The organism is Schaalia hyovaginalis (genome assembly GCF_014208035.1).
GTDB lineage: Bacteria > Actinomycetota > Actinomycetes > Actinomycetales > Actinomycetaceae > Pauljensenia > Pauljensenia hyovaginalis.
Genome location: NZ_JACHMK010000001.1, coordinates 1 through 23,747 on the forward strand (window position 1 = coordinate 1; position 23,747 = coordinate 23,747).

The following is a 23,747-nucleotide window of genomic DNA, read 5'->3' on the forward strand; positions in this document are numbered from 1 at the left end:
CCCTCGGAGTCGAGGGGCACCGGAACTCCGACCCCGTGGCTCGCCGGGATCGCGATCGGATAGGACTCGAAGGAACGCCACGGGTAGACGACGCGATCGCCCGGCTCGCACACCGCGCCGAGAGCCGCCACGAGGAGCGCCGAGGAACCGGTCCCGATGCACACCTGATCGGGATCGACGCCGTGCCGCACGGCGATGGCCCCGCGGAGCGCGACCGCGGTGAGATCCGGGTAGCGATTCACCGCCTCCAGGGCGCGCCGCATCGCCTCCGTCACCGTCGCCGAGGGCGGTAGCGGCATCTCGTTCGAGGAGAGCTTGACCGCGCCTTCGGCGCTCTTGCCGGGCGCGTATCGGGGCAGGGCCCGGACCGCGGGTCGGATCGGAACTTTGAGCTCGCTCATGACTCAGTCCTACCGCACTCTCGGCGAAGAAGGACGAGGTATTCGCACTGCGGCCCCCTCCGCCCCCGCATCATCCGGGCGCCATCGCGTGCGCGCTCCGCGATGCTGGGGAAGACTGGGGGCATGGAATTCCTGCTCCGCCTCATCGCGACCATGGCCGGCATCTGGGCGGCCACCCTGATCGTGCCCGATATCGCCTTCGCCACCGGCTCGACGACCGGCGCCAACCTGCTCACCCTCGCCGTGATCGCCCTCGTCTTCACGCTCGTGAACTCGATCGTGAAACCGGTCGTCAAGACTCTCGCCTTCCCACTCTACCTCCTGAGCTTCGGGCTCTTCGCCCTGGTCACCAACGCCCTCATGTTCATGCTGACGGGGTGGCTGTCGACCAGGCTGGGCTTCGCCCTGTCGACCGGCGGCTTCCTCTCCTGCCTGGCGGGCGCGCTCATCACGGCGATCGTGTCCTCGATCATCGCCTCGCTCGTCGGCGCCGGGAAGAACGACTGAACGGCTTCAGTCCAGGATCCGTCGCGTCTCATAGCGGAATTCGGTCGTCCTCGTCCGATCATTCAAGCCGAGCCCTTCCGCCCTCGCCGCCTCCCACGAGCGCACGGGGGCGAACGACGGGTCCTCCCCACTCGCCCCCGACCCCTCTTCGATATCGGCCATGAGCGACCTGTAGGTCGCAAGGTCATGGGCCGCGGGCACACCCGGACTCCCGCCGGAACGCCCTCGCCCGTCGAAATGGACCGTCACCACGCCCTCGGCATTGCCCGCGCCGTCGAGGGCGGGAACGATGTCCCGGGTGTTCTCCAAAGCCAGAACACCCACGCCCGCCGGAGGCGAGGAAGCGGCGATCGGCGATCCCGCCGTCAACGCCGAAACGACCGAATAGCGCGCACCCACCGCAGGGTCGGAGGCGAGGCGCGCCGCCACGATCCCGCCTTGGGAATGCCCCACGAATTCGACGGGCTCACCCCGGCCGATACCGGCCATCTCCATCGCCCGCAGGACAGCGCGGGACTGATCGGACTCGACGTCGGCCACCTCTTGGAGATTGGTGAGCATGTCCTGCGGATTCGATCCGCCCGCACCCCACCTCTGCGTACCGCGGATGACGACGCTCCACGAGGTCCGCATCCGGCCATCGGGGAGGGGCGTCTCATGCTTGAGGATCTTCAAGCCGCCCCGCTCACCGCCCGAAGGGAGGTCCGAAAGCTCGCCGAGCAGCTCCGAGGGAGTGCGAGGAGTGGCGTGCCCGGTCGGCGCCGCAGGAGCAGGCGACGCCCCATCCGACACGTTCGCGCCCACGAGAACGACCTCGCGGGGAAGCATGCGAGAGACGACGAAGCGCGCCACGAGGGGAACGGCTCCAACTCCCGTCCAGTATCCCCTCGCCTTCACACGAGCATCGGACGCCTCCGGCGCCCCCGTTGAGAACCCGCCGCCGGCGCCCAACACCGGCGACTCCGCCCCTCCCCCGAATCCGCCTTCCGGGGATCCGCCGGCGCCACGACTCGCACTCGGCCCTGAGATCGGTCCGATGACTTCGATGCCACGGCTCCGCCCATGGACGAGCGCCCCCGCGACGAGGGCCCACGCGCCGGCCACTCGAGCGGCCCGCCGGGTCCCCCCTCCACCGCGCCCGAACCACCCCGGCCCCGCGATCCTCCCCCCGAGGAGCAGGGCGTCCCACTCGAATCGCGGCCCGACCATCCCATCGCCCTTGCCGGTGGCGAAGGCCCAGACGGCGAGCCCAAGATCGGCGATCAGCACCCGGTCTTCAAGGAGACGCGCACCGGGGAGGAGCGCCACGAGGGGATCGAGGCGTGCGCCCCACGCCCCGCCGCTCAAATCCGGGACATTGAGTGATCCATCGCTCGCGAAGAGCCGGAGAGCCTCGCCTTCTGCGATGTCCAGGATCGCCGAGGCGAATGCGAGGCGTTCAGCACCGCCCTCCGCCATGCGCAGCAAGCGCAGCACGTCGGTGCGCGCGCATCCGCATGCGTCCACCGCCGCCCTCGACGCCTGCGGAACCAGGGAGACGCTGCTCGAGGCGAGCTCCTCCGCTCGTGAACAGCCCGCGGCCAGATGCTCCAGCTCCGCCACGATCTCCCGGAGGCGCATCGCAGCGCGGCGCAGTTCCTCCGTGTCGACCCGCACGCGGCCCGTCGTGACGAGGACCCGTTCAAGATCACCATCCACTTTCAAGCCCCCCGCCTCCCGCGACGCCCGTCCCGCTCCCCGACCCGAGCGCGGTGAGGAAGGGATCCATGGTCGCCGCCGCGGCCCGCCAGCACGTTTGTGCCTCCACGGTCTCGAGGAAGCTGACTTCCCCCGCGAGGGCCGCGCAGGCGAGGCGCACGGAAGCTTGTGCCGTGCTCACTTGGGCGCATACCGCCGAAACAGCGGTTCTCGCCCCCTCGCCCGCGCTTCCCTCCCATGAGTCGAGGCGGATCGCGGCGAGCGACGCCGCCACGGAGGCGAGTTCATCGTCGACGAGGCTCATGAGGCGCAGCGCTTCTTGCGCATTGAGGATCGCGAGGCTCATCGTCCCCCCGTTCGTCCGAGTGATCCTTCATATCAGCGACCGTAGGGGCGCGCCCCTTCAGGAGGCGCACGGGCGATGAGAGAATGTGGATTCCGCCGCTGCCCGCGCTCCTGTGGACGCGGAGCTCCGGGGACGCCGGAGAAATCCGGAGAAGTCGGGGCAGGCCGGGGAGGCCCGATGGGCCGGGCGCCATCACTGAAAAGAGGGAGAGGGACGATGCGGCAGTGGACGAAGACGGATCAACGGCCCGGGCGCATCGCCTTCGAAGCCTCGGGGCTCGCCTGGCTGGCCGAAGCGGGCCCGCAGGGCGCGAAAGTCGTGCGCGTGCTCGAAAGCTCACCGACCCGCCTGCGTGAAGAGCACCTGGTGTCCGCACCCCCGACCCGGACCGCCGCCGAGGACTTCGGGCGCGCCCTGGCGCGCACGCACGCCGCGGGGGCCTCGCACCTCGGGGCGCCGCCGCCCGGCTACACGGGCGCCGGATGGATGGGCGAAGCGCCGCTCCCCCTCCTCGATGAGGAGGCCACCGGCTCCTGGGGCGCCTTCTACGCCGAGCACCGCCTCCTCCCCTACGTGAAGGGCGCGCCCTTCACCAGCGCGGACCGCATCGCGATCGACAGACTCTGCGAACGCCTCGCATCGGGAGAGCTCGATCATTCCCAACCGGCACTCGTCAGCAGGAGCGGGCGAGCCGCGCGCACGCACGGCGACCTCTGGTCGGGGAACGTCATGTGGACCGAGGGCGGTGCCGTCCTCATCGATCCGGCGGCTCAAGGCGGTCACGCCGAAGAGGACCTCGCCGCTCTCGGGCTCTTCGGCTGCCCCCACCTGGAGCGCATCCTCGCCGCCTACGACGAGGCCTCACCGCTCGAAGCGGGCCGGGCCGAGCGGGTGGACCTCCACCGCCTGCACATCCTCTTCGTGCACGCATTCCTCTTCGGCGGGGCCTACGTCGGCGACTGCATGCGGATCGTTCGTCGTTTCACCTGAAGCGCTCCGCGCCCCGCCCTCGGCGAGCCTCCCCGAGCACTCCGAGCGCATCGGGCGGAAGGCGGACCGAAATGGGGGCGGATTCTGGAATGATGGGGCCATGAGCGCTGATTGGTCCTCCCTCTTCTCCCCGAATCACGGCTACGCCGACCTCGCCGCGCACGGCGAACCCCTGTCCCCCCTCGACGGCCGCTACCGCTCGGCCGTCGCACCGCTCGCCAATCACCTCTCCGAGGCGGGCCTCAACAGGGCCCGCGTCCACGTGGAGATCGAATGGCTCATCCACCTCCTCGACCACCGCGTCCTGCCGGGCGCCCCCATGCTCACCGACGCCGAGCGCGAATACCTGCGCGCCCTCCCCCGCGACTTCTCCGAGGCCCACATCGCCCGTCTCGCCGAGTTCGAGGCCGTGACCCGCCACGACGTCAAGGCCGTCGAGTACCTCATCGGCGAACACCTCGCCAACGCCGCCCCCGCCCTCGGCGAGGAATCCTCCCTGCCGGGGCTGCGCGAGGTCGTCCACATCTTCTGCACCTCCGAGGACATCAACAACCTCGCCTACGCGCTCACGATCAAAGCGGCGATCGAGCAGGGGTGGCTGCCCGCCGCCCGCGCCCTCGAAGACCGCCTCCTCCGTCTCGCCGAGGCCGGCGCGGACGTCCCCATGCTCGCGCACACGCACGGCCAGCCCGCGACCCCGGTGACGATCGGCAAGGAGATGGCCGTTTTCGCCCGCCGTTTCGCCCGTCAGATCGCCCGCGTCGAAGCAACCGAGTACCTCGGGAAGATCAACGGGGCGACCGGCACCTGGGCCGCCCACGTCGTCTCCGTCCCCGGCGCCGATTGGCCGCGCATCGCGAAGGCCTTCGTCGAGGGCCTCGGACTCACGTGGAACCCCATCACGACCCAGATCGAATCCCACGACTGGCAGGCCGAACTCTATTCGGATGTCGCGCGCGCCGGGCGCATCGCCCACAACCTCGCGACCGACTGCTGGACCTACATCTCGATGGGCTACTTCCACCAGAACCTCGCCGCCCAAGGATCGACGGGCTCCTCGACGATGCCGCACAAGGTGAACCCGATCCGCTTCGAGAACGCCGAGGCGAACCTCGAAGTCTCCGCCGCCCTCCTCGACTCCCTGGCCGCCACCCTCGTGACCTCCCGGATGCAGCGCGACCTCACCGACTCGACGACGCAGCGCAACATCGGTGTGGCGCTCGGCCACTCGATCCTCGCCTACGACAACCTCGTGCGCGGCCTCGACGGCGTGGACATCAACGCGGCCCGCATGGCCGAGGACCTGAACGCGAACTGGGCGGTGCTCGGCGAGGCGGTCCAGCAGGCGATGCGGGCGGCGGCGATCGCGGGCGCGACCGGCATGGCCAACCCCTACGAGCGCCTCAAGGAGCTCACCCGCGGCCACGAAGTCGGGGCCGAGGAGATGCACGGGTTCATCGCGGGGCTCGGCCTTCCCGCCGAGGTCGAGGAGCGCCTCCTCGACCTGGAGCCCGCGAGCTACATCGGCCTCTCGCCCGAGATCGCCCGCTGGGCGCAGCGGGCCGGGACGAACGCGGACTGATCCCCCTCACGCAGGCATCAACCTCACGCGAGCATCAACCTCACGCGAGCATCAACCTCACGCGAGCATCAACCTCACGCGAGCATCAAGACGACTGCTCCCCGCGACCGGATGGTCGCGGGGAGCTCTTCACGTCAACGGCGCCTGTTACGACGGGTTACGGCAGGTAGTACGTCGGATTCGGCAGCTTGTAGGCGACATCGGCGTAACCGCCGATGAGGTCGGAGTACTGGTCCCCGAAGTTCCCGACGATCCGGTAGCCGAGGTCGTTCTCGATGTGCTTGCGCACCGAGGACTTGAACTCGACCGTCGTGCACTTGTCCTTCGCGCACGACACCCACGAGGGCAGTTCGGAGGCCATCGATGACTTCTTCGTGAAGTACAGCTCCGAGGGGATCGAGGGGTATCCGACTTCGGTCAAGTTGCGCTGAGTGACCTCCTTGAGGTCGTCGCTGCGCCCGGTCAGGCCGATCGGCTCGCATCCGGCGGCCTTCGCGGCGGTGACGAGGTCCACCATGCCGGGGGTCGCGGGCAGCGCGTGGTAGTTCGTCTTCAGGTACTCGATCTGCTTCTCGGGCGAAAAGTTGAACTCGAGCCACTCCTCCATGTCATAGGTCCACAGGGTCGTGTCGTCCGCATCGAGGGTGATCGCGGGCTTGTCACCGCGGGCGACCGCGGCCTTGCAGTTCGCGACGACCTCTTCCTTCGCGGCGGCGGTCACCGCGGTGACGTCGCTGATGTAGGAGGATTCGGTCTTGTTCGCGACGTACTGCCCCAGCGCGGCGTCCGGGCTCGCGTTGTAGTAGGCGCGGATGGTCGCCTTCACGACGTCCATGTTCGGGACCATGTAGTCCTTGACGCCCTCGGCCTTCCCGCTCGAACCGTCGGGCACGAGGTCGTAGGCGCTCTGCGCCGGGGCCATTCCGGCCGCGGCATCCGCCGCTTCCGTCTCGGGGAAGTTCGGGCTGGGAAGGTAGTAGGTGGCGTTCGGCAGCTTGATCCACTTGTCGGCGTAGCCCCCCTGCAGATCGGACCACTGATCGCCGAAGTTCCCGACGATCGTGTAGCCGAGGTCTTCGATGATGTGCTGACGCGTTCCGGCCTTGAACTGGACGGTCGTGCACTTGTTCGCGGCGGCGTCGCAGCGCCCCTGGGCCTTCAGGTAGTCGGGCATCGGCGCCGTCTTGAGGAACTTCGTGAAGTACCTGTCGGCGGCGAAGAGGGGCGCTCCCCCGTCGTCGACGTAGCCGGCATCGGTGAGGTTCTGGATCGTGTAGTCCTTCTGCGCGTCGTTGCGCCCGGTGAGGCCGATGATCTCGCATCCGGCTGCGTGGACCTTCTTCACGAGGGCGACCATGCCCGGGGTGGCGGGCATCTGGTTGTGATCGAACCACTCCTGCTGCTTGGCGGGCGTGAATGCGAAGTGCATCGCGCCGTCCTCCATGTCGTAGGTCCACAGGGTCGTGTCGTCCGCGTCGAAGACCGCTGCGGGCTTCTTGCCCGCGGCCTTGGCGGCGGAGCAGTCGGCCGCGATCTCCTCCGCCTTGGCGGCGGCGATGGAGGTGACGTCGGTGATGTAGGGCGATTCGGTCTTGTTCGCGATGCCGTCACGACCGGCGTTCATGTAGGCGCGGATCGTGTTGCGCGCGATGTCCCAGTTGGGCAGGTCCTCACCGCTGGCGCCGATTCCGCTGCTCCCGTCCGCTGCGAGGACGAAGCGCGTGCGCGGCGTCATCCACGATTCGTCGTAGTCGGAGCGGTGCTCGGGCGCCGGGGGCGGTTCGGGGGCGGGGTTCTCCGGATCCTCTAAGGGCCCGGGCGCGGGGACGACCGTTTGTCCGGCTCCAGGGGCGCGGTCCTTCGCCGCCACGTAGTGGTAGCCATCGGGGCAGGTCTTCGAGGCGGAGGCCTCGGCCCTGCCGGGGACGAGGGCGAGCATGGGGACGAGCGCCAGTACGGCGAGCGCGACGATGCCGCCGTGCCTCCTGCGGGTGACGAGCAGGGAGCCGACGACAGCTGCGGCAAGGGCGATGCCGATGACGAGGGCGACGGGACCGCCCGTTCGGGCGAGATTCTCGACGCAGTATTCAGGGACCACGGTGTCTCCTCATGTGTTGTTCGACTGCGATGACGGGGAGAGCATTTTATTCCGAAGGGGCTTTTCGAATCGAGGCCCGGATCCGCCTCCGCTTCGATTGTTACCGTTCGTTACCGTTCGCCGGCGGCGTCGCGCCCTCGTCGCCCGTCCCGCGCGGGGCGCGGGGAGGCCGTCGGTCCGAGTTCGGCGAGGAGCATCGCGGCGAGGACCAGTCCTCCGCCCAGGAGGAGGCGGCCGCTCAGGGATTCACCGCCGAAGAGGATCGCGAAGAGGGCCGCGAAGACGGGTTCGGTCGTCATGATGACCGCGGCCCGGGCTGCGGGGATGCGCGCCTGCGCCCAGGTCTGGACGATGAGGGCGAGAAGGCCGGATATAAGGGCCATGTAGAACACTTCGGCCCAGGGGATGACGCCCCTCGGCAAGCCGATCCCTCCGGGGAGTGCCGCGGCGCCGCAGATCGCTCCGATCGCGATCATCTGGATGGCCGCGAGGTCGAGCCCCTTCTCCTGTCCGGCCCATCGGCCGAGCACGATGATGTGGATCGCGTAGAGGACGGCTCCCAGGAACGACAGGGCTTCTCCGGTTCCGAGGGCGAGGCCCTGCAGGCTGAGGACGGCCAGTCCGGCGGTCGCGAGGATGGTCGCGACCCAGACCCGCGCCGGGGTCGAGACGCGGAACACGAGGAAGAGGATCACGGGGGTGAGGACGACGTACATCCCCGTGATGAAGCCGGAGACGGAGGCGTCGGCCGTTTTCAGACCGTAGGTCTGGGCGATCTGCGCGGCGGCGTAGACCGCCCCCGCGCTCAGGCCCCTGCGCCATGTCGTGGGTGAACAGGTGAGGAGCCTGCGCCCTCGCAGCACGATAACCGCGAGCGCCGCGATCGCGAAGCGCACGCCGAGGAAGTCGAGCGGAGTCGTGAATACGACGATGTCCTTCACCATGAAGAAGGTCGAGCCCCACACCGCGGTGATGACAGTGAGGGCCAGCGCGGGAAGGAGGATCGGGCGCGAGCTCACCGGACCAGGGTAGAGTCTCGCCCCCGATTCACCGAAGTCATCACCTTTCTTCGCCGAGGTCATCACTTCTTCGCGTCGAGGTCATCACCTTTGTGCATCGAGGAGATGCGCTCCTCCTTCCGCCTTCTCGGATGCTCGGGCAGAGTGTCGGCGTCTGCTCAGGACCGCGGCACGAGTTCCCACCACGAGGTCGAATTCGCCGGAACCGCATTGTCAACAAGATCCCCTCGACGCGAAGAAGTGATGACCTCGACGGAGGGGGAGGAGGCGGTGGACAGGAGGGGACGCGCTCCTGCGGGCAGCGCGACGAGGGCGTCCTCGTCACCCGTGTTCGTCGCACAGACGAGCGCACCCGCGCGGAAGGCGAGCAGGTTCCGATCCCCCGTCTCGATCCACTCGACCCGGTGCGCATCGTCGAGGAGCCGCTTGCGCAGGCGCGCGAGCTCACGGTAGAGGGAGAGCATCGAGTCCGGATCCCTCGCCTCGACCTCGCGGGCCAGCGCTCGGAAGCGCTCGGGCTGGGGGAGCCATGCGCGAGCCCCGCCCTCGGGGCCGAACCCCATCGTCTCGCCCCCCACCGCTCCACGGCAGCGGCACGCGGCAGCCGTCACGGCCAAGTTCCGCGCCATTCGTGCGCAGCCACATCGGGTCCTGGCGCGCCTCGTCGGGCAGGTCGAGCACTTCATCGAGGCCGAGCTCCTCGCCCTGGTAGACGTAGACGGTGCCCGGCAGTGCGAACATGAGCGCGGCGGCGGCACGCGCCCGACGGGTCCCGAGGGCGAGGTCGACCTCGGTCGTGCGACGCGCATCGGCGAGCATGTCGAAGGGGTCGGGATCCTTGTCGATCGGCACTTGACCGAGCCGTGTGACGAGCCGGAAGACGTCGTGATTCGCCAGGGCCCAGGCCGGGCCCTCCTCGGCGCCGGCGACCTCGAAGGAGCGCTCGATCGAGGTGCGCAGGCGGTGGGCGAACCAGGGCTGGACCAGCAGGTCGAAGGCGAAGGACTGCTGGAGCTCACCCGGGGCGGTGAAGCGGGCGAGGAGCTCGGGGTCCTTCACCCAGGCCTCGCCGACGAAGTACTTCGGCGGGTCGTAGCTCTCGGCGAGCCGCCTCCAGGAGGCGTAGACCTCGAAGAGCTCGGGCTGGGTCCACAGGACCGACTCGTCGGCGCCCGCGCCTCGGGGGATCTCAGAGGCCTTGACCAGGCCGTGTGCAACGTCGATGCGGAATCCGTCGACTCCCCGGTCGAACCAGAACTTCAGGACGGAAAGGAATTCCTCGCGGACCTCCTCATTGCGCCAGTTGTAATCGGGCTGGGTCGAGTCGAAGAGGTGGAGGAACCATTGGGGATCGTCCGTCCCGTCATCGACGCGGTCCCAGGCGGAGCCGCCGAAGATCGAGGGCCAGTCGTTCGGAGGCTCCTCACCGCCCGCCCCCTCGCCCTCGGCGAAGATGTAGCGGGCGCGCTCGGGGGAGCCCGCGGGGGCGGCGAGCGCCGCCCGGAACCACTCGTGCTCATTGGAGGAATGGTTCGGGACGATGTCCATGAGGACCTTGATGCCCAGCCCGTGGGCGGTTTCGACGAGGGCGTCGAAACCCTCGAGGGTGCCGTACTCGGGGTTGATGTCCCGGTAGTCGGCGATGTCGTAGCCGTGGTCGTGCTGAGGGGAGGGGTAGACGGGGTTGAGCCATACGGCATCGACGCCGAGATCGGCGAGGTCGGGCAGGGCCTGCGTCACTCCCGCGAGGTCGCCGAGGCCGTCGCCGTCCGAGTCCTTGAAGGAGCGGACGTAGACCTGGTAGGCGACGGCATTGCGCCACCAGGCGCCCGACTCCCCATCCTTCAAGTGACTCACTGCACATTCCCCTCGTCGCTCGGATCCATCCCGATTCTTCGCTTCGCACCGATCGAATAACGTTGATTTCCCCATGTCAAATGGGGTCGATGGACGTAGACTCTGCGCATGTTCGCCAGTGCCCTGCTCAAGGTCTACGACGACCAATTGCGGACGCGCGCCGAAACGATCGGCGCTCAGGTCGTGTGGAGGATCGGTCCGCTCCACTGCGCGGTCTTCCCCGGAAGGAGGGGCTTCGTCACCTACGGCCGCCCTGACGCGAAGCAGGCGGTCTCGCTCCTGCGCCTGCTGCCCTCGGTTCTCGCCGCCTTCGAGAACGCGGGGGTGAAGTCGATCGAGTGGAAGACCCGCTCGCATGACGAGACCCCCGGTTTGGTGGATGCGCTCACGGAGGCGGGGTTCTCCGCCGAGGAGCCTGAGACCGTGATGATCGGATCAGCCGAGGCCCTCGCCAAAGCGCCCGACGCCGAAGGCGTGGAGCTTGCGATGCTGGAGGGCCCGGCTCAGATCCGCGACGCCCTTGAGACGGCCGACCGCCTCTTCGGCAACGCCCCCGATGCGGATCGGGCGCAGCAGGTCCTCGACGACATCGCGCACGCGCGCTCGGCGGGGATCCCCGACCCTCAGGTGTGGGTCGCGCGGGTCGGGGATCGGATCGTGTCCTGCGGCCGCGTCGAGCCGGTGCTCGGCACGGAGTGCGCGGGCCTGTGGGGCGGCGTCACCGATCCGGAGTTCCGCGGACGCGGCATTTACCGCGCGTTGACGGCGGCGAGGGCGAGGGCCGCCCTGCGGATGGGGAAGAAGTACCTCCATTCGGATTCGACGCCCATGTCGAAGCGGATCCTCGAGCGGGCCGGGCTCGTCGCGGTCACGGGGACGACTCCTTTCACCCGGAGCGCGCCCGCCTGAGCCCTCTCCTTTCGGGGCCGAGGCGCCGTTTCGACCTTCGAGCGCAGTTTCGGGCGGCGGATGAGCGGCGGATCTGCTCGGCTCAGCCGCGCTGCGCCGTCACGGCCGCCAGGTCGGGTCGGATGCCGGAGCGCCGAAGCTCGCGTACAGCTCGTCGGGGCGCGCGATCTCATCGGCGAAGCCGAGGGCGGTCATGTCGGCGAAGAGTCGTCGCGAGGGGAGGTCCGGAGCGTTCTTCCCCGCGCCGCCCTCGTCGCTCCCCGCGCTCGCATCCGCCCGCAGGACCCGACCGCGGATCACGATCGGGGCGAGCTCGGGGTTGTCCCAGGCGGCGCGCGTGGCCGTCTCCAGGATCCTCACCGCGTCATCGAAGGACGAGGGCGGTGCCGCGACGACGTCGAAGGAGACCAGGGAGGGTTTGCCGAATCCCTCTCCGACCTCGACGGCGCAGCCCTCGATGTCGGACAGGCCCGAAGCCTCGAGGGATTCGAGGAGCAGGTCGCGGAAGCGCTCGGAGCGCCCTTGGCGGCGCTGCGGCCTCATCGCGCGCATGGCGATCCCGGCGCCGATCGCACCGACTCCGATCGCACCGATGAGCAGGGGGTTGGCGATCTGGGGCATGCGGCGCGCGGCCCTTCCGGCGATCCCCTTGTTCACCGGGGTCGACTGCCGCATCCAGCGGCCGACCTCCCCCCAGGGCATCGTCTCGGGCCCCTGCCCGGGAATCTTGTTCATCGTCCCTCCTCAGTGCGCGGGGCGGGCGAGCCGCCTCGGATTCCGGGCGCGTCTTCGCGCCCTCTCAGTGCGGCTCTGATCCCGGCGATCCCCTTCCGAAGGGGAGTCGCCACGTCGATGAAGGGCGCGGGCGCCCACGCGGATGCGTATTCGACCGGGGTGAAGTCCTGCGCGCGGTCGAGGGCGACGAAGATGTCGACGGCGTCCCTTCGCCGCGGTTCGAGGACTTCTTGCCAGATCTCGTAGAACATGACGCGCGTGGATTCGCCGGCCTGGGGGAGGTAGTCGTCGAGGGCGGCGACGGCGGACGCCAGCCTTCCCCAGGGCATGACGCGGACCTTCCTCTCCAAGTGGCGGACCGTTTCGGTGTAGGTCGCCGAGGAGTGGGCGTAGTAGAGGGGCGATTTCTTCGGGCGCACGAGGGTTCGCCGGACTCCGACGCGGTGATCGGGGAAGCGGTCGGGGGCGCCGTCCATCGAGGGGATGACGTCCTGGTCGTGGGCGACCGACACCATGGCGACCTCCGGGCGGATCCTCCTGCGCCGTCCCGGAGTCCCGGTGGCGAGGATCGCCTGGACGTCGAGCCCCGCCTGTTCCGGATCCATGGCCGCGAGGGCGACTGCGACGATCCCGCCCTGGGAGTGCCCGCAGATGAGGACCGGCTGGGTGCAGAGCTCGTCTTCGGCGACGCCGTCACGGATCATCGCGTCGTGCACTGCTGTGACGACGCCGAGGCGCATCGCCGATTCCAGGCCGATCATCTCGCGGGTGTTCGACTCCATGTCCGCGGGGTTCTCATCGGTTGCGAAGTCGGTGTGCGCGGTCCCGGGGAGCGACACGAGCCAGCGCCTGGCTCCCCCTTCTCCGACTCGGGTGATCTTGAGCGTGGTGCCCGCGGTCATCGCCCAGTACATGTCGTCGATGTCGGCGCACATGTCGCTGAGGGTTCTGGGCGGATCCGTGCGCCGGAGCTGCGCCTTGGGCCGCCCCTTCCTGCCCGGGCGTTCGGGCGGTTCCTGCGCGGAGTCGCGGAGGAGGTGGGCGTGGACGGCGCCTCCGCGCATCGCGCCGACGGCCGTCGCTGCGGTGAGGATCGAGGTCATGAGCGCGTCGTAGGGGCGCGCGGGGATGAGGGGGAGCATTTCGCGCGCTCTGAGGGCGCCCTTGTTCGAGCGGCCGGCGGCGAGGGCGATCCTGGCCTTCATGAGTCCGCGGATCGCGGTCGAGGCCGCTCCGGCCGCCCGGGCGAGGCCGCGGACCGTGAGGGTGTCGAGGCCCGGCTGGTCGAAGAAGATCCTCTGCGAGCGCTCCGAGGCCTCGTCGCCGAGTTTCGCGGCCCGGTCCTTCGCGCCCTCGCGCCATTCCTGCGGCAGGGCCGTGATGGTCGATGCGAAGCCGAGGGCGACGGATGAGGCCAGGACGGGCAGGAGGGGGAGGAGTTTGGCGCGCAGGTACACGGGCGGGTAGGACTGGGGGACTCTCCGGGGCGCGTACATGCGCGGGTGGCGCCGTGGCATCGTCACCCCCTGTCGTCGAGTTCCGGTCGGGCGGGAGGAATGACTCGCGATGAGCGCGAGGAGCCGCCCTGCACTTGTTCACCAAGCGTAGTCCGCGTCGACGCCCGGGCAAGGCGGAACTCTTGACCACCATACCCCCTAGGGGTATTGTCGGAGCATCGACCGACGAAAGGCGCACGAGATGACCCGCGGATACGAGAACACCACGGACCGGTATCTCGCCCGCCTGCGCCGGATCGAAGGCCAGGTCCGGGGCCTGCAGCGGATGGTCTCCGAAGGCGACTACTGCATCGACATCCTCACCCAGATGTCCGCCGTCCAATCCGCCCTCGACTCCGTCGCCATCGGCCTCCTCGAAGACCACATGAACCACTGCGTCGTCAAAGCCGCCAAGGAATCCGACGAGGCGGGCCGCGAGAAGATCGAAGAGGCGACCAAGGCGATCGCCCGCCTCATCAAGTCCTGACCCCCTCCTCCCCCGACCCCACCACCGCCACCCCACGAAGGAGAACCGCCATGACCATGGAAATCGACCGGACCGTTGAACTCGCCGTCAACGGCATGACCTGCGGCCACTGCGTCGCCTCCGTCACCGAAGAGCTCGAAGCCGTCGACGGCGTCAAGCACGTCGACGTCATCCTCGAATCGGGCGGCACCTCCAAGGTCACCGTCTTCACCGACACCGGAGTCGACGACGACGCCCTGCGCGAAGCCGTCGCCGAAGCGGGATTCGAGCTCGTCGGCATCACGCGCGACTTCTGACCCTCCGCGGGCGAGAGCCCGCCCCGTCCCCGGCACCGAACCGGGGACGCATCCTGGCCGTCCCCTCGGCCCCGCCCAGCGGCGCCGATGACTCGACCGAACCCCCGCACCCGGGCCCACCCGACCTCTTCGCGAACGCCCCGGACCGCGGACGCAGAAAGCCTCAACGTGCCCCCCTCCCCCGTTCCGGACGCCGCCCCCGACGACGCCCCCGCACCGGCGCAGGTCGGCGAGGGCGCTCGCGCCCACGCGACCCTTCTCAAGCGCCGCTTCCTCATCTCCCTCCCCTTCGGGCTGACCGCCCTCGTCCTCTCGATGTTCCCGGCGCTTCAATTCACCGGCTGGCAGTGGGCGGTCGCGGCGGCCTCGATCCCCGTCGTCACCTGGGGCGCCTGGCCCTTCCACCGGGCCGCCTTCGCCGCGGGCCGCCACGGCTCGACGACGATGGACACCCTCGTCTCCCTCGGCGTCACCGCCTCGAGCCTGTGGAGCTGGTGGGCGCTCCTCTTCGGAGGAGCGGGAGAACTCGGCATGCGGATGTCCATGACCCTGCTCCCCCGAGCCGCCGGCCATCACGCGGAGATCTACTTCGAGGGCGCGACCACGATCGTCCTCTTCCTCCTCCTCGGCCGCTGGATGGAGGCGCGCACCCGCTACCGGGCGGGCGATGCGCTGCGCTCCCTCCTCGAGCTCGGCGCGAAGGAGGCGACCCTCCTGCGCATCGACGAGGCGACCGGGCAGCGCGCCGAGACGCCCGTCCCCGCCTCCTCCCTCGCCGTCGGCGACCTCTTCCTCGTGCGCCCCGGGGACAAGGTCGCGACCGACGGCGTCATCGAGTCCGGCCACTCGGCCCTCGACGCCTCCCTCCTCACCGGCGAGTCCCTGCCGGTCGACGTCGGCCCCGGCGACGAGGCGACCGGCGCCACCGTCAACACGTGGGGCGCCCTCGAGGTGCGCGCGACCCGGGTCGGCGCCGACACCGCGCTCGCCCGGATCTCCCGAATGGTCACCGAGGCCCAGGCCGGCAAGGCCCCCGTCCAGCGCCTCGCCGATCGGATCTCCTCGGTGTTCGTGCCGACGGTCATCGCGATCGCGATCCTCACCTTCGCGGGCTGGCTCATCGCCGGCTCCTCGCTCCAAGCGGCCTTCACGGCGGGCGTGGCCGTCCTCGTCGTCGCCTGCCCCTGCGCCCTCGGCCTCGCAACCCCGACGGCCCTGCTCGTCGGCTCGGGCCGCGCCGCCCGGCTCGGCATCGTCATCAAGTCCGCCGAGATCCTCGAGCAGACCCGCTCGATCGACACGATGCTGCTGGACAAGACGGGGACGGTCACCACCGGCCGCATGTCCCTCCACGCCATCGCCCCGACCCCGACCCCGACCCCGACCCCGACCGGGGCACTGCCCGAAGGCCCTCGAGAGCATCACCCCGCCGCCCCCGGAGGCCCCGCGCCGGAGCATCCCGGGGCCCGCTCCCCCGAGGCGCTCCTCCTCGCGCTCGCCGCCGGAGTCGAATCCGCTTCCGAGCACCCCGTGGCGCGCGCCATCGTCCAGGGCGCGGCCGATCGGGGCATCGCACCCCTCCCCGCCTCCGCCTTCACGAACCATGCGGGACTGGGCGTCTCCGCCCTCGTCGATCACCCTTCGGCGGGCGCCGGACTCGCCCTCGTCGGCAGACCCTCCTGGTTGGAGTCCAAGGGCGTCGAGATCCCCGCTGAACTGCGCACCGAGATCGGCCGGGCGGAAAGCGAGGGCTCCACCGCGGTCGTCGCCGCCCTCGTGCCCGACTGGTCGGACGAACCCGCCCCCACCCGCCCGGCGAGCGGGCTCCGAGAGGCCTTGACGACCCCGGGCGGCCCCGCGCCGCTCGCCACCCTCACGATGGACGTCCAGGGCATGACCTGCGCCTCCTGCGTCCGACGCGTCGAGCGCAAGCTCTCCAAGCTCGAGGGCGTCACCGCCTCGGTCAACCTCGCCACAGAGTCCGCGACCATCACCCTCAGCGCCGAGCACACCGACTCCGAACTCGAAGAGGTCGTTAACGCCGCCGGATACACCGGGCGCGTGCTCAGCCGCACCCTCCCCGGAGCCGTGGAAACCGCGGCCCCGCCCTCGGGGGCCTCAGGCGACGAGGGCGGGCGCAACCTGCCGGCGCGACTGGGCAGCGCGCGCGTCCTCGGCGCGCTCACCGTGCGCGACACGGTCAAGGCGACGAGCGCCGAGGCGATCGCCTCCCTCGCACGGCTCCGAATCGAGCCGATCCTCCTCACCGGGGACAACGCGGCCGCTGCGCGACGAGTCGCAGACGAAGTGGGCATCACGCGCGTCATCGCCGAGGTCCTGCCCGAGGACAAGCGCTCCGTCGTCGCCTCCCTTCAAGACGAAGGACGGGTCGTCGCGATGGTCGGCGACGGCGTCAACGACGCGGCCGCCCTCGCACAGGCGGGGGTCCGCGGCCTGGGCATCGCGATGGGCTCGGGAACCGACGCCGCCATCGAGGTCGCCGACATCACCCTGGTGAACTCCGACCTCGTCAGCGCCGCGACCGCCATCCGCATCTCGAGGCGGACGCTCGCGATCATCAAGGGCAATCTGTTCTGGGCATTCGCCTACAACGTCGCGATGATCCCGCTGGCGATCGCAGGACTGCTCAACCCGATGCTCGCGGCCGCCGCCATGGCCTTCTCCTCGGTGTTCGTCGTCCTCAACTCGCTGAGGCTCCGCTCCGCGCGCTGAGGGCGGCACCTCGACATCGCTCAATGCCTCAAGTATTCACCATGCGAATAGACGAAGTCTGTACAGGCTCGTTACTTCATCGCGTCTTCGTTTATATGACACCCACAAGTCGCCCGCGTATCCGGGAGTGTCCGGTTATCGGTGTAAGTGGCGCTTTCTACTGGTGGGTGCTGTCCGCGGGTATGCGGTCGGCGAAGGTGGTGGCGAACGCGTTCGATGCGGGCTTCCAGCGCATGCCCCAGCGGGTCTGCCCGGTGCCCTTTGGGTCTCGATCTCACGGTCGGATAGAGCGTCTTCAACGCGGCCTGCTCGTTCGGGAAATGCCCCCTGGCCCTCACCGCCGTGGGGAACCTGGCGTTCAACGACTCGATCGCGTTCGTCGAACACAACACCTTGCGGATCTCCAGATCCGTAGTCCAGGAACGAAACGAACTCGCTCCAGGCACCTCGCCAGAGCCGGATCATCGCCGGGCCGGACCTGCCCCACATGTCGGCGAACTCCCCGAACGCCCGCTCAGGCGCTTCCGCCGTGGGTGCTTTGTAGACGGGTTTCAGATCGGCGACGATCTCGAGCCAGATCCCCAAAATGTCCTTTGGCACACCGATCGCGGCGTAGAAGGGCTCCAATGGACGGCTCATCTGCGCGTTCATCTCGTCAACAACGCGGTCGGTGATCCGGTTGATCGTGTCCTTCAAGACCGACGTGCCGTAGACCCCGGCGAAGTGGGCGCCGATCTCACCGGTCGTCAGGCCTTTGCGGACAACGACAGAACCATAGCGTCCATGTCCGGCAAGCGGCGTTGGCGCTTCTTCACCAGCTGAGGCTCGAAGCTCCCGTTGCGGGAGTTACCGCTACCCCGGCCGAACGGGTCGTGCTTGTCATAGCCCAGGTGCTCGTTGAGTTCCTCGTCGTGAGCTGCTTTGAGACCTGCACGGTCAACGCTTTTAACAGGCCGTCAGGGCCGCACGGGACAATCCCCGCATCACGGGCTTGGCACACCATCTGCGCGATCACCTCACGCTGGGCCTTGTCCGGCTTAGCCGGCTCATCCGGGGAAAGTGCCGGGACCACAGCCACCAATCTGGCCGACTCCACGGCCAACGAGCTGCTGCTGGTGGTTATCTCGGTCGTCATGACTCCTCCTGCCCTGCCAGGCGATGAAGCCGCTTACACCGTTAATCGGATACTCCCGAATGGAAAGAAACCTAGATCGATTCTGAACGTAGGATCGGGGGATGAGTGTGAGGGTGAGGGGGTTGGGGTGAGTGTTGAGTTTCTTGGGGTGTGGACTGAGTCTCTTCGGGAGTGCGGTCGTGTTGTGGATGAGGCGTATTTGAGTTTGGCTCGTGTGCAGGTGGAGGGTGCGCCTGATTTGGGGCCGTCGACGGTTGCGGCTCGGGCGGTGCTCGATGCGGTGGAGTCCGGTGTGTGTGCGTCTGCGGAGGCGGTGCGCACGGTGTCGATGTCGATGATGGCTGCTGCGGATTCGTTCGAGGAGCTTGAAGAGCAGATTCGTGCGGGCATGGTTTCTGAGCAGGCGGTGTTCGATGCGTAGGGGTGTGTGGTGAGTGGTCTGGTGGATTGTCGGGTGCGGGTGGCCTCGGGTTCGCCGGTGGCTTTGGCGACTTCTTTGGGGTCGCAGCTTGCCAAGTTGATGGATGCTCGGGAGTGTTTGACTTCGGCGCGTTCGGCGCTGGTCGGGCAGATGAGCGGTCGGACGGTGACCGCGATTCGTGAGTGTGTGGATGCGCAGCTGCTGCTTGTCGGTTCTCATGTTCAGCGGGTGATGTTGCTGATCGCCGGGTTGGAGGCTTTGGGTGAGGACTTGGGGCTGGTGGAGACGGGCTTGTATGCGGTGTTGATGGAGGCTGAGGCGTGGGGTTTGCGGGTTGTGGGTGGGGTGGTGCATGCCCCGGGCTGGTCGGATCCTGATCGTGAGGTGAAGGTAGGGGTGTTCGCCAGGCTTTCGGGGATAGTCGGTGAGCTTCGTGCCGTCGAGGAGGTGGCGCATGCGCAGTTCGCTGAGGTGTGTAAGGATGCGCAGATGTTGCCTTCTGAGGCTGTGGAGGCTGCTAAGGAGTGGCAGCGGGAGATTGTTGCGGCGCGTAGTGCGGGGGTGACGGCTGCTTGGTCGACAGCGTTGCTTCCTGGCGTGACGTTCGTGTCGCCGGATTCGGCTGCCCGGAAGGCGCAGCTTGAGAAGATGATTAGCAACGGTGAGCCGGCGCAGAAGGTGGCGCGTGCCGTTGAGGGGTGGAGTGCGGGGCGTGTTGCGAATGAGTCGACGCTTGTGGGGCGTTGGGCGGCGCGGGTGCGGAGTTTGGTTCAGGAGGTGGATTTTTCGAACCGGGTGGCTATTGCGGGTGAGGCTTCTGCGACGGGCAAGGCGTTGCGGGCGGGCCGGACCGTCCTTAGGGGTGCTGGTGTTGTCGGGGGGGATTCTCACGGTGGGGTCTGTTGTGGAGAACGGGTATGAGCAGGCGCGTGATGATTCGATCGACCCGGGTCTGACTATGGGTGAGCGGGTTGCTCGCACTGTGACACACGGCCTCCTCGAAGGTGGGTTCGAGTCGGCCGGTGAATCGGCCGGAGCGATTGGTGGTGGTATCGCGGGGGTTGCGGGTGGCCCGACCGGGATCGGCGCCGGGTTCGTTGCAGGCGGAGAAGCAGGAGGGGAGTTGGGCAAGACAGCGGGTGAGCGTGCCGCGGGCTGGTTTGATTCCTTCATCATTCATCCTGTTCTCGGTTCCAAAGGGGCGGATTCGTGACGACGAAGATGCTGCTCGAATTGGTGGCCTTTACTGGGTTCATCTGGTTTTTGTGGGCGATGGCGATGTTTACGGACACGGTGGTCGGGCGCGCCGCCATTGCGGTCGGGGGTGCTTTTGGTCGGGGGGTGATTGCCGGGCTCTTCCCCCTGACAGGGCTCGCCTTCACTTCCTCGATCTTGGTTGAGCTCATCGGGCCGACGGGCTTTTATGCGACGATTCCGGGGGCGGTACTCCTCGGGGTCTTGCTTTTGATAGCAGTGATCTCGGTCTTCTCAGGTTTGGTTGTTTGGATTTTTGATGTGGACTTGCCGGAGTGGGCGTATCCGGAGTATCACGCGAGGCGGCGCAGGCAGCGTCGTGTAGAAGACGATGAGGTGAAGCGTTCTGATATGTATCATGTCGCTTCTCACCCGGATCCTGAAGCCTCGGTAAGGGTTAGTGCGGAGCTGGTGAGCCCGAACGCGCTGCGTGTTCGTCGTCCCTGGTCGTGGTACAACTCGGCTTTGCGTTCGGTTCTGATTACGGTGAACGGTGTTCGGGTGGGGCGGATCTGGAATGGTCAGACCCGGCTCTTCCCACTGCCCAAAGGCGATGTCGCCGTGTACGCCGTGCTGGATTGGGCGACATCGGACCTGGTCTACTCGGTCCTGCCCGAAGGTCATTGCCTGGATGTGACGCTCACTTTCGCCAGCCCGGACAAGATGTTCACCAACCCCAACACGTACCTGCGTCTCCACCCCACCAACCCCGCAGACCTTCTCCCGCCCCTACCCGACTGGGAATGAAGCATCTTGGGTTTGGTTCTGTGGTTAGGGTGCAACGGGACTGCTGAGGGTTTGGTTGACAGTTTTCCTTCTGGTTTTTAGGCCGCGAGGGACGCGGCTGGCACCTGTGCAGATCGGTTACGTGTTCTAGGGTGAGTAACGGTAGTCCCTGGGCGTTAGGGGACGAAGAGACTGCCCCGTCGCCGATCCGGCGAGTGAACAGTCAGTGATGAACGCGGCGCAGCACAACCCGCCCAAGGTCCGCACGGAGATGATGTTCGCGGCGCATCTTTTGGTGTATCTTGCGTACCCCGTACACGCTGTCGTTGTCCGCATGAATTCCGTCTGATCTTGCCAGTAAGGACCGCGTCTTGCAGACCCGTGGTACAGGCCGAGCGTCCCTGGTCGGGTCAATAGGCGCGCGAAGTGACAACGCCAGCCATATCGCCCCCCGGATGCGACAGATTACTTCACCCCTGAAATGATCGAGGTGCCCGTCGACGCAACAACGGATCGCCTCGTTGTAGGGCGGCAAGTTCCGCTGCGAGAAAAGCCGAGGTAGCCTGAGGGGCTTATTGATGCACCGCAATTCACGGTTCCCCTGGCCCAGCCTGTGCAACTCCTCCATCATCGGGGTTGGTGGGGTGGAGACGCAGGTACGTGTTGGGGTTGGTGAACATCTTGTCCGGGCTGGCGAAAGTGAGCGTCACATCCAGGCAATGACCTTCGGGCAGGACCGAGTAGACCAGGTCCGATGTCGCCCAATCCAGCACGGCGTACACGGCGACATCGCCTTTGGGCAGTGGGAAGAGCCGGGTCTGACCATTCCAGATCCGCCCCACCCGAACACCGTTCACCGTAATCAGAACCGAACGCAAAGCCGAGTTGTACCACGACCAGGGACGACGAACACGCAGCGCGTTCGGGCTCACCAGCTCCGCACTAACCCTTACCGAGGCTTCAGGATCCGGGTGAGAAGCGACATGATACATATCAGAACGCTTCACCTCATCGTCTTCTACACGACGCTGCCTGCGCCGCCTCGCGTGATACTCCGGATACGCCCACTCCGGCAAGTCCACATCAAAAATCCAAACAACCAAACCTGAGAAGACCGAGATCACTGCTATCAAAAGCAAGACCCCGAGGAGTACCGCCCCCGGAATCGTCGCATAAAAGCCCGTCGGCCCGATGAGCTCAACCAAGATCGAGGAAGTGAAGGCGAGCCCTGTCAGGGGGAAGAGCCCGGCAATCACCCCCCGACCAAAAGCACCCCCGACCGCAATGGCGGCGCGCCCGACCACCGTGTCCGTAAACATCGCCATCGCCCACAAAAACCAGATGAACCCAGTAAAGGCCACCAATTCGAGCAGCATCTTCGTCGTCACGAATCCGCCCCTTTGGAACCGAGAACAGGATGAATGATGAAGGAATCAAACCAGCCCGCGGCACGCTCACCCGCTGTCTTGCCCAACTCCCCTCCTGCTTCTCCGCCTGCAACGAACCCGGCGCCGATCCCGGTCGGGCCACCCGCAACCCCCGCGATACCACCACCAATCGCTCCGGCCGATTCACCGGCCGACTCGAACCCACCTTCGAGGAGGCCGTGTGTCACAGTGCGAGCAACCCGCTCACCCATAGTCAGACCCGGGTCGATCGAATCATCACGCGCCTGCTCATACCCGTTCTCCACAACAGACCCCACCGTGAGAATCCCCCCCGACAACACCAGCACCCCTAAGGACGGTCCGGCCCGCCCGCAACGCCTTGCCCGTCGCAGAAGCCTCACCCGCAATAGCCACCCGGTTCGAAAAATCCACCTCCTGAACCAAACTCCGCACCCGCGCCGCCCAACGCCCCACAAGCGTCGACTCATTCGCAACACGCCCCGCACTCCACCCCTCAACGGCACGCGCCACCTTCTGCGCCGGCTCACCGTTGCTAATCATCTTCTCAAGCTGCGCCTTCCGGGCAGCCGAATCCGGCGACACGAACGTCACGCCAGGAAGCAACGCTGTCGACCAAGCAGCCGTCACCCCCGCACTACGCGCCGCAACAATCTCCCGCTGCCACTCCTTAGCAGCCTCCACAGCCTCAGAAGGCAACATCTGCGCATCCTTACACACCTCAGCGAACTGCGCATGCGCCACCTCCTCGACGGCACGAAGCTCACCGACTATCCCCGAAAGCCTGGCGAACACCCCTACCTTCACCTCACGATCAGGATCCGACCAGCCCGGGGCATGCACCACCCCACCCACAACCCGCAAACCCCACGCCTCAGCCTCCATCAACACCGCATACAAGCCCGTCTCCACCAGCCCCAAGTCCTCACCCAAAGCCTCCAACCCGGCGATCAGCAACATCACCCGCTGAACATGAGAACCGACAAGCAGCAGCTGCGCATCCACACACTCACGAATCGCGGTCACCGTCCGACCGCTCATCTGCCCGACCAGCGCCGAACGCGCCGAAGTCAAACACTCCCGAGCATCCATCAACTTGGCAAGCTGCGACCCCAAAGAAGTCGCCAAAGCCACCGGCGAACCCGAGGCCACCCGCACCCGACAATCCACCAGACCACTCACCACACACCCCTACGCATCGAACACCGCCTGCTCAGAAACCATGCCCGCACGAATCTGCTCTTCAAGCTCCTCGAACGAATCCGCAGCAGCCATCATCGACATCGACACCGTGCGCACCGCCTCCGCAGACGCACACACACCGGACTCCACCGCATCGAGCACCGCCCGAGCCGCAACCGTCGACGGCCCCAAATCAGGCGCACCCTCCACCTGCACACGAGCCAAACTCAAATACGCCTCATCCACAACACGACCGCACTCCCGAAGAGACTCAGTCCACACCCCAAGAAACTCAACACTCACCCCAACCCCCTCACCCTCACACTCATCCCCCGATCCTACGTTCAGAATCGATCTAGGTTTCTTTCCATTCGGGAGTATCCGATTAACGGTGTAAGCGGCTTCATCGCCTGGCAGGGCAGGAGGAGTCATGACGACCGAGATAACCACCAGCAGCAGCTCGTTGGCC

Annotated in this window: 22 protein-coding genes and 1 pseudogene; 10 read left to right on the plus strand and 13 right to left on the minus strand. The window is 67.5% G+C overall.

What is annotated here, in order from left to right; all coding sequences use genetic code 11:
* A partial coding sequence (locus HD592_RS00005) for an aminotransferase class I/II-fold pyridoxal phosphate-dependent enzyme (RefSeq protein WP_184451169.1) occupies positions 1-401 on the minus strand: 401 nt, incomplete at its 3' end.
* A 123-nt stretch (positions 402-524) separates the two neighbouring features.
* On the opposite strand from HD592_RS00005, the gene HD592_RS00010 reads away from it, so the two are divergent.
* Positions 525-908, plus strand: coding sequence for a phage holin family protein (locus HD592_RS00010; protein ID WP_184451170.1), 384 nt, complete (start codon positions 525-527; stop codon positions 906-908).
* Positions 909-914: 6 nt separating this feature from the next.
* On the opposite strand, the gene HD592_RS00015 is transcribed toward HD592_RS00010, so the two are convergent.
* The gene (locus tag HD592_RS00015) at positions 915-2,612 is read right to left on the minus strand and encodes a hypothetical protein (RefSeq protein WP_221437776.1); all 1,698 of its coding nucleotides are present in this window, start codon (positions 2,610-2,612) and stop codon (positions 915-917) included.
* The gene (locus HD592_RS00020) at positions 2,596-2,952 is read right to left on the minus strand and encodes a hypothetical protein (RefSeq protein WP_184451172.1); all 357 of its coding nucleotides are present in this window, start codon (positions 2,950-2,952) and stop codon (positions 2,596-2,598) included. The genes HD592_RS00015 and HD592_RS00020 overlap by 17 nt, the downstream gene beginning before the upstream one ends.
* A 216-nt stretch (positions 2,953-3,168) precedes the next feature.
* On the opposite strand from HD592_RS00020, the gene HD592_RS00025 reads away from it, so the two are divergent.
* Together HD592_RS00025 and purB are read left to right on the plus strand one after the other, a co-directional pair.
* Positions 3,169-3,942 carry a fructosamine kinase family protein gene (locus tag HD592_RS00025; RefSeq protein ID WP_184451173.1) on the plus strand — a complete coding sequence of 258 codons (774 nt, stop codon included), beginning with the start codon at positions 3,169-3,171 and terminating at the stop codon, positions 3,940-3,942.
* A gap of 100 nt (positions 3,943-4,042) precedes the next feature.
* Complete coding sequence (gene purB / locus HD592_RS00030) at positions 4,043-5,524, plus strand: adenylosuccinate lyase (protein WP_184451174.1); 1,482 nt, start codon at positions 4,043-4,045, stop codon at positions 5,522-5,524.
* Positions 5,525-5,681: 157 nt separating this feature from the next.
* Here purB and HD592_RS00035 read toward each other — a convergent pair whose 3' ends face one another.
* From HD592_RS00035 to HD592_RS00045, 4 genes are all read right to left on the minus strand, one after another.
* Positions 5,682-7,622, minus strand: a complete 1,941-nt coding sequence (locus HD592_RS00035) for an HAD family acid phosphatase (protein WP_184451175.1) — start codon at positions 7,620-7,622, stop codon at positions 5,682-5,684.
* 110 nt (positions 7,623-7,732) lie between these two features.
* Positions 7,733-8,641 carry a DMT family transporter gene (locus HD592_RS00040; protein ID WP_343058688.1) on the minus strand — a complete coding sequence of 303 codons (909 nt, stop codon included), beginning with the start codon at positions 8,639-8,641 and terminating at the stop codon, positions 7,733-7,735.
* Positions 8,642-8,799: 158 nt separating this feature from the next.
* Positions 8,800-9,105 carry a hypothetical protein gene (locus HD592_RS12030; RefSeq protein ID WP_246429947.1) on the minus strand — a complete coding sequence of 102 codons (306 nt, stop codon included), beginning with the start codon at positions 9,103-9,105 and terminating at the stop codon, positions 8,800-8,802.
* Entirely contained in the window at positions 9,086-10,498 is a 1,413-nt protein-coding gene (locus tag HD592_RS00045; protein ID WP_343058689.1) for an alpha-amylase family glycosyl hydrolase, read from the minus strand. The genes HD592_RS12030 and HD592_RS00045 overlap by 20 nt, the downstream gene beginning before the upstream one ends.
* A gap of 108 nt (positions 10,499-10,606) precedes the next feature.
* Here HD592_RS00045 and HD592_RS00050 point away from each other — a divergent pair, with 108 nt between their 5' ends.
* Positions 10,607-11,407 (plus strand): GNAT family N-acetyltransferase, encoded by an 801-nt coding sequence (locus tag HD592_RS00050; protein WP_184451177.1) that lies wholly within the window; start codon positions 10,607-10,609, stop codon positions 11,405-11,407.
* Positions 11,408-11,506: 99 nt separating this feature from the next.
* Here the strand turns inward: HD592_RS00050 and HD592_RS00055 are convergent, their stop codons facing one another.
* Positions 11,507-12,142, minus strand: a complete 636-nt coding sequence (locus HD592_RS00055; protein ID WP_246429948.1) for a pyridine nucleotide-disulfide oxidoreductase — start codon at positions 12,140-12,142, stop codon at positions 11,507-11,509.
* Positions 12,139-13,659 carry an alpha/beta hydrolase family protein gene (locus HD592_RS00060; RefSeq protein WP_184451178.1) on the minus strand — a complete coding sequence of 507 codons (1,521 nt, stop codon included), beginning with the start codon at positions 13,657-13,659 and terminating at the stop codon, positions 12,139-12,141. Before HD592_RS00060 ends, HD592_RS00055 begins: the two co-directional genes overlap by 4 nt.
* 181 nt (positions 13,660-13,840) lie before the next feature.
* Between HD592_RS00060 and HD592_RS00065 the strand changes: the two genes are divergently transcribed.
* From HD592_RS00065 to HD592_RS00075, 3 genes are all read left to right on the plus strand, one after another.
* Positions 13,841-14,125: a metal-sensitive transcriptional regulator gene (locus tag HD592_RS00065; RefSeq protein WP_184451179.1), complete on the plus strand. Its 285-nt coding sequence runs from the start codon at positions 13,841-13,843 to the stop codon at positions 14,123-14,125.
* A gap of 50 nt (positions 14,126-14,175) precedes the next feature.
* Positions 14,176-14,421, plus strand: coding sequence for a heavy-metal-associated domain-containing protein (locus tag HD592_RS00070; RefSeq protein ID WP_184451180.1), 246 nt, complete (start codon positions 14,176-14,178; stop codon positions 14,419-14,421).
* Between the two features lie 87 nt (positions 14,422-14,508).
* Entirely contained in the window at positions 14,509-17,154 is a 2,646-nt protein-coding gene (locus HD592_RS00075) for an HAD-IC family P-type ATPase (protein ID WP_184451181.1), read from the plus strand.
* 157 nt (positions 17,155-17,311) lie between these two features.
* Here HD592_RS00075 and HD592_RS12035 read toward each other — a convergent pair.
* A pseudogene (locus HD592_RS12035) lies at positions 17,312-18,235 on the minus strand (transposase).
* A gap of 181 nt (positions 18,236-18,416) precedes the next feature.
* Between HD592_RS12035 and HD592_RS12040 the strand changes: the two are divergent.
* The 3 genes from HD592_RS12040 (at position 18,417) to HD592_RS00095 (ending at position 20,711) form a co-directional block, all read left to right on the plus strand.
* The gene (locus HD592_RS12040; RefSeq protein ID WP_184451182.1) at positions 18,417-18,710 is read left to right on the plus strand and encodes a hypothetical protein; all 294 of its coding nucleotides are present in this window, start codon (positions 18,417-18,419) and stop codon (positions 18,708-18,710) included.
* Between the two features lie 9 nt (positions 18,711-18,719).
* Positions 18,720-19,631, plus strand: a complete 912-nt coding sequence (locus HD592_RS00090) for a hypothetical protein (RefSeq protein ID WP_184451183.1) — start codon at positions 18,720-18,722, stop codon at positions 19,629-19,631.
* A 288-nt stretch (positions 19,632-19,919) separates the two neighbouring features.
* Complete coding sequence (locus HD592_RS00095) at positions 19,920-20,711, plus strand: hypothetical protein (protein ID WP_184451184.1); 792 nt, start codon at positions 19,920-19,922, stop codon at positions 20,709-20,711.
* Between the two features lie 569 nt (positions 20,712-21,280).
* Here the strand turns inward: HD592_RS00095 and HD592_RS00100 are convergent.
* The 3 genes from HD592_RS00100 to HD592_RS12045 all read right to left on the minus strand — a co-directional run bounded on the left by HD592_RS00100 (position 21,281) and on the right by HD592_RS12045 (position 23,581).
* The gene (locus HD592_RS00100; RefSeq protein WP_184451185.1) at positions 21,281-22,078 is read right to left on the minus strand and encodes a hypothetical protein; all 798 of its coding nucleotides are present in this window, start codon (positions 22,076-22,078) and stop codon (positions 21,281-21,283) included.
* A 288-nt stretch (positions 22,079-22,366) separates the two neighbouring features.
* Positions 22,367-23,278 carry a hypothetical protein gene (locus HD592_RS00105; RefSeq protein WP_184451183.1) on the minus strand — a complete coding sequence of 304 codons (912 nt, stop codon included), beginning with the start codon at positions 23,276-23,278 and terminating at the stop codon, positions 22,367-22,369.
* Between the two features lie 9 nt (positions 23,279-23,287).
* Positions 23,288-23,581, minus strand: coding sequence for a hypothetical protein (locus tag HD592_RS12045; protein WP_184451182.1), 294 nt, complete (start codon positions 23,579-23,581; stop codon positions 23,288-23,290).
* Between the last annotated feature and the right edge of the window lie 166 nt (positions 23,582-23,747).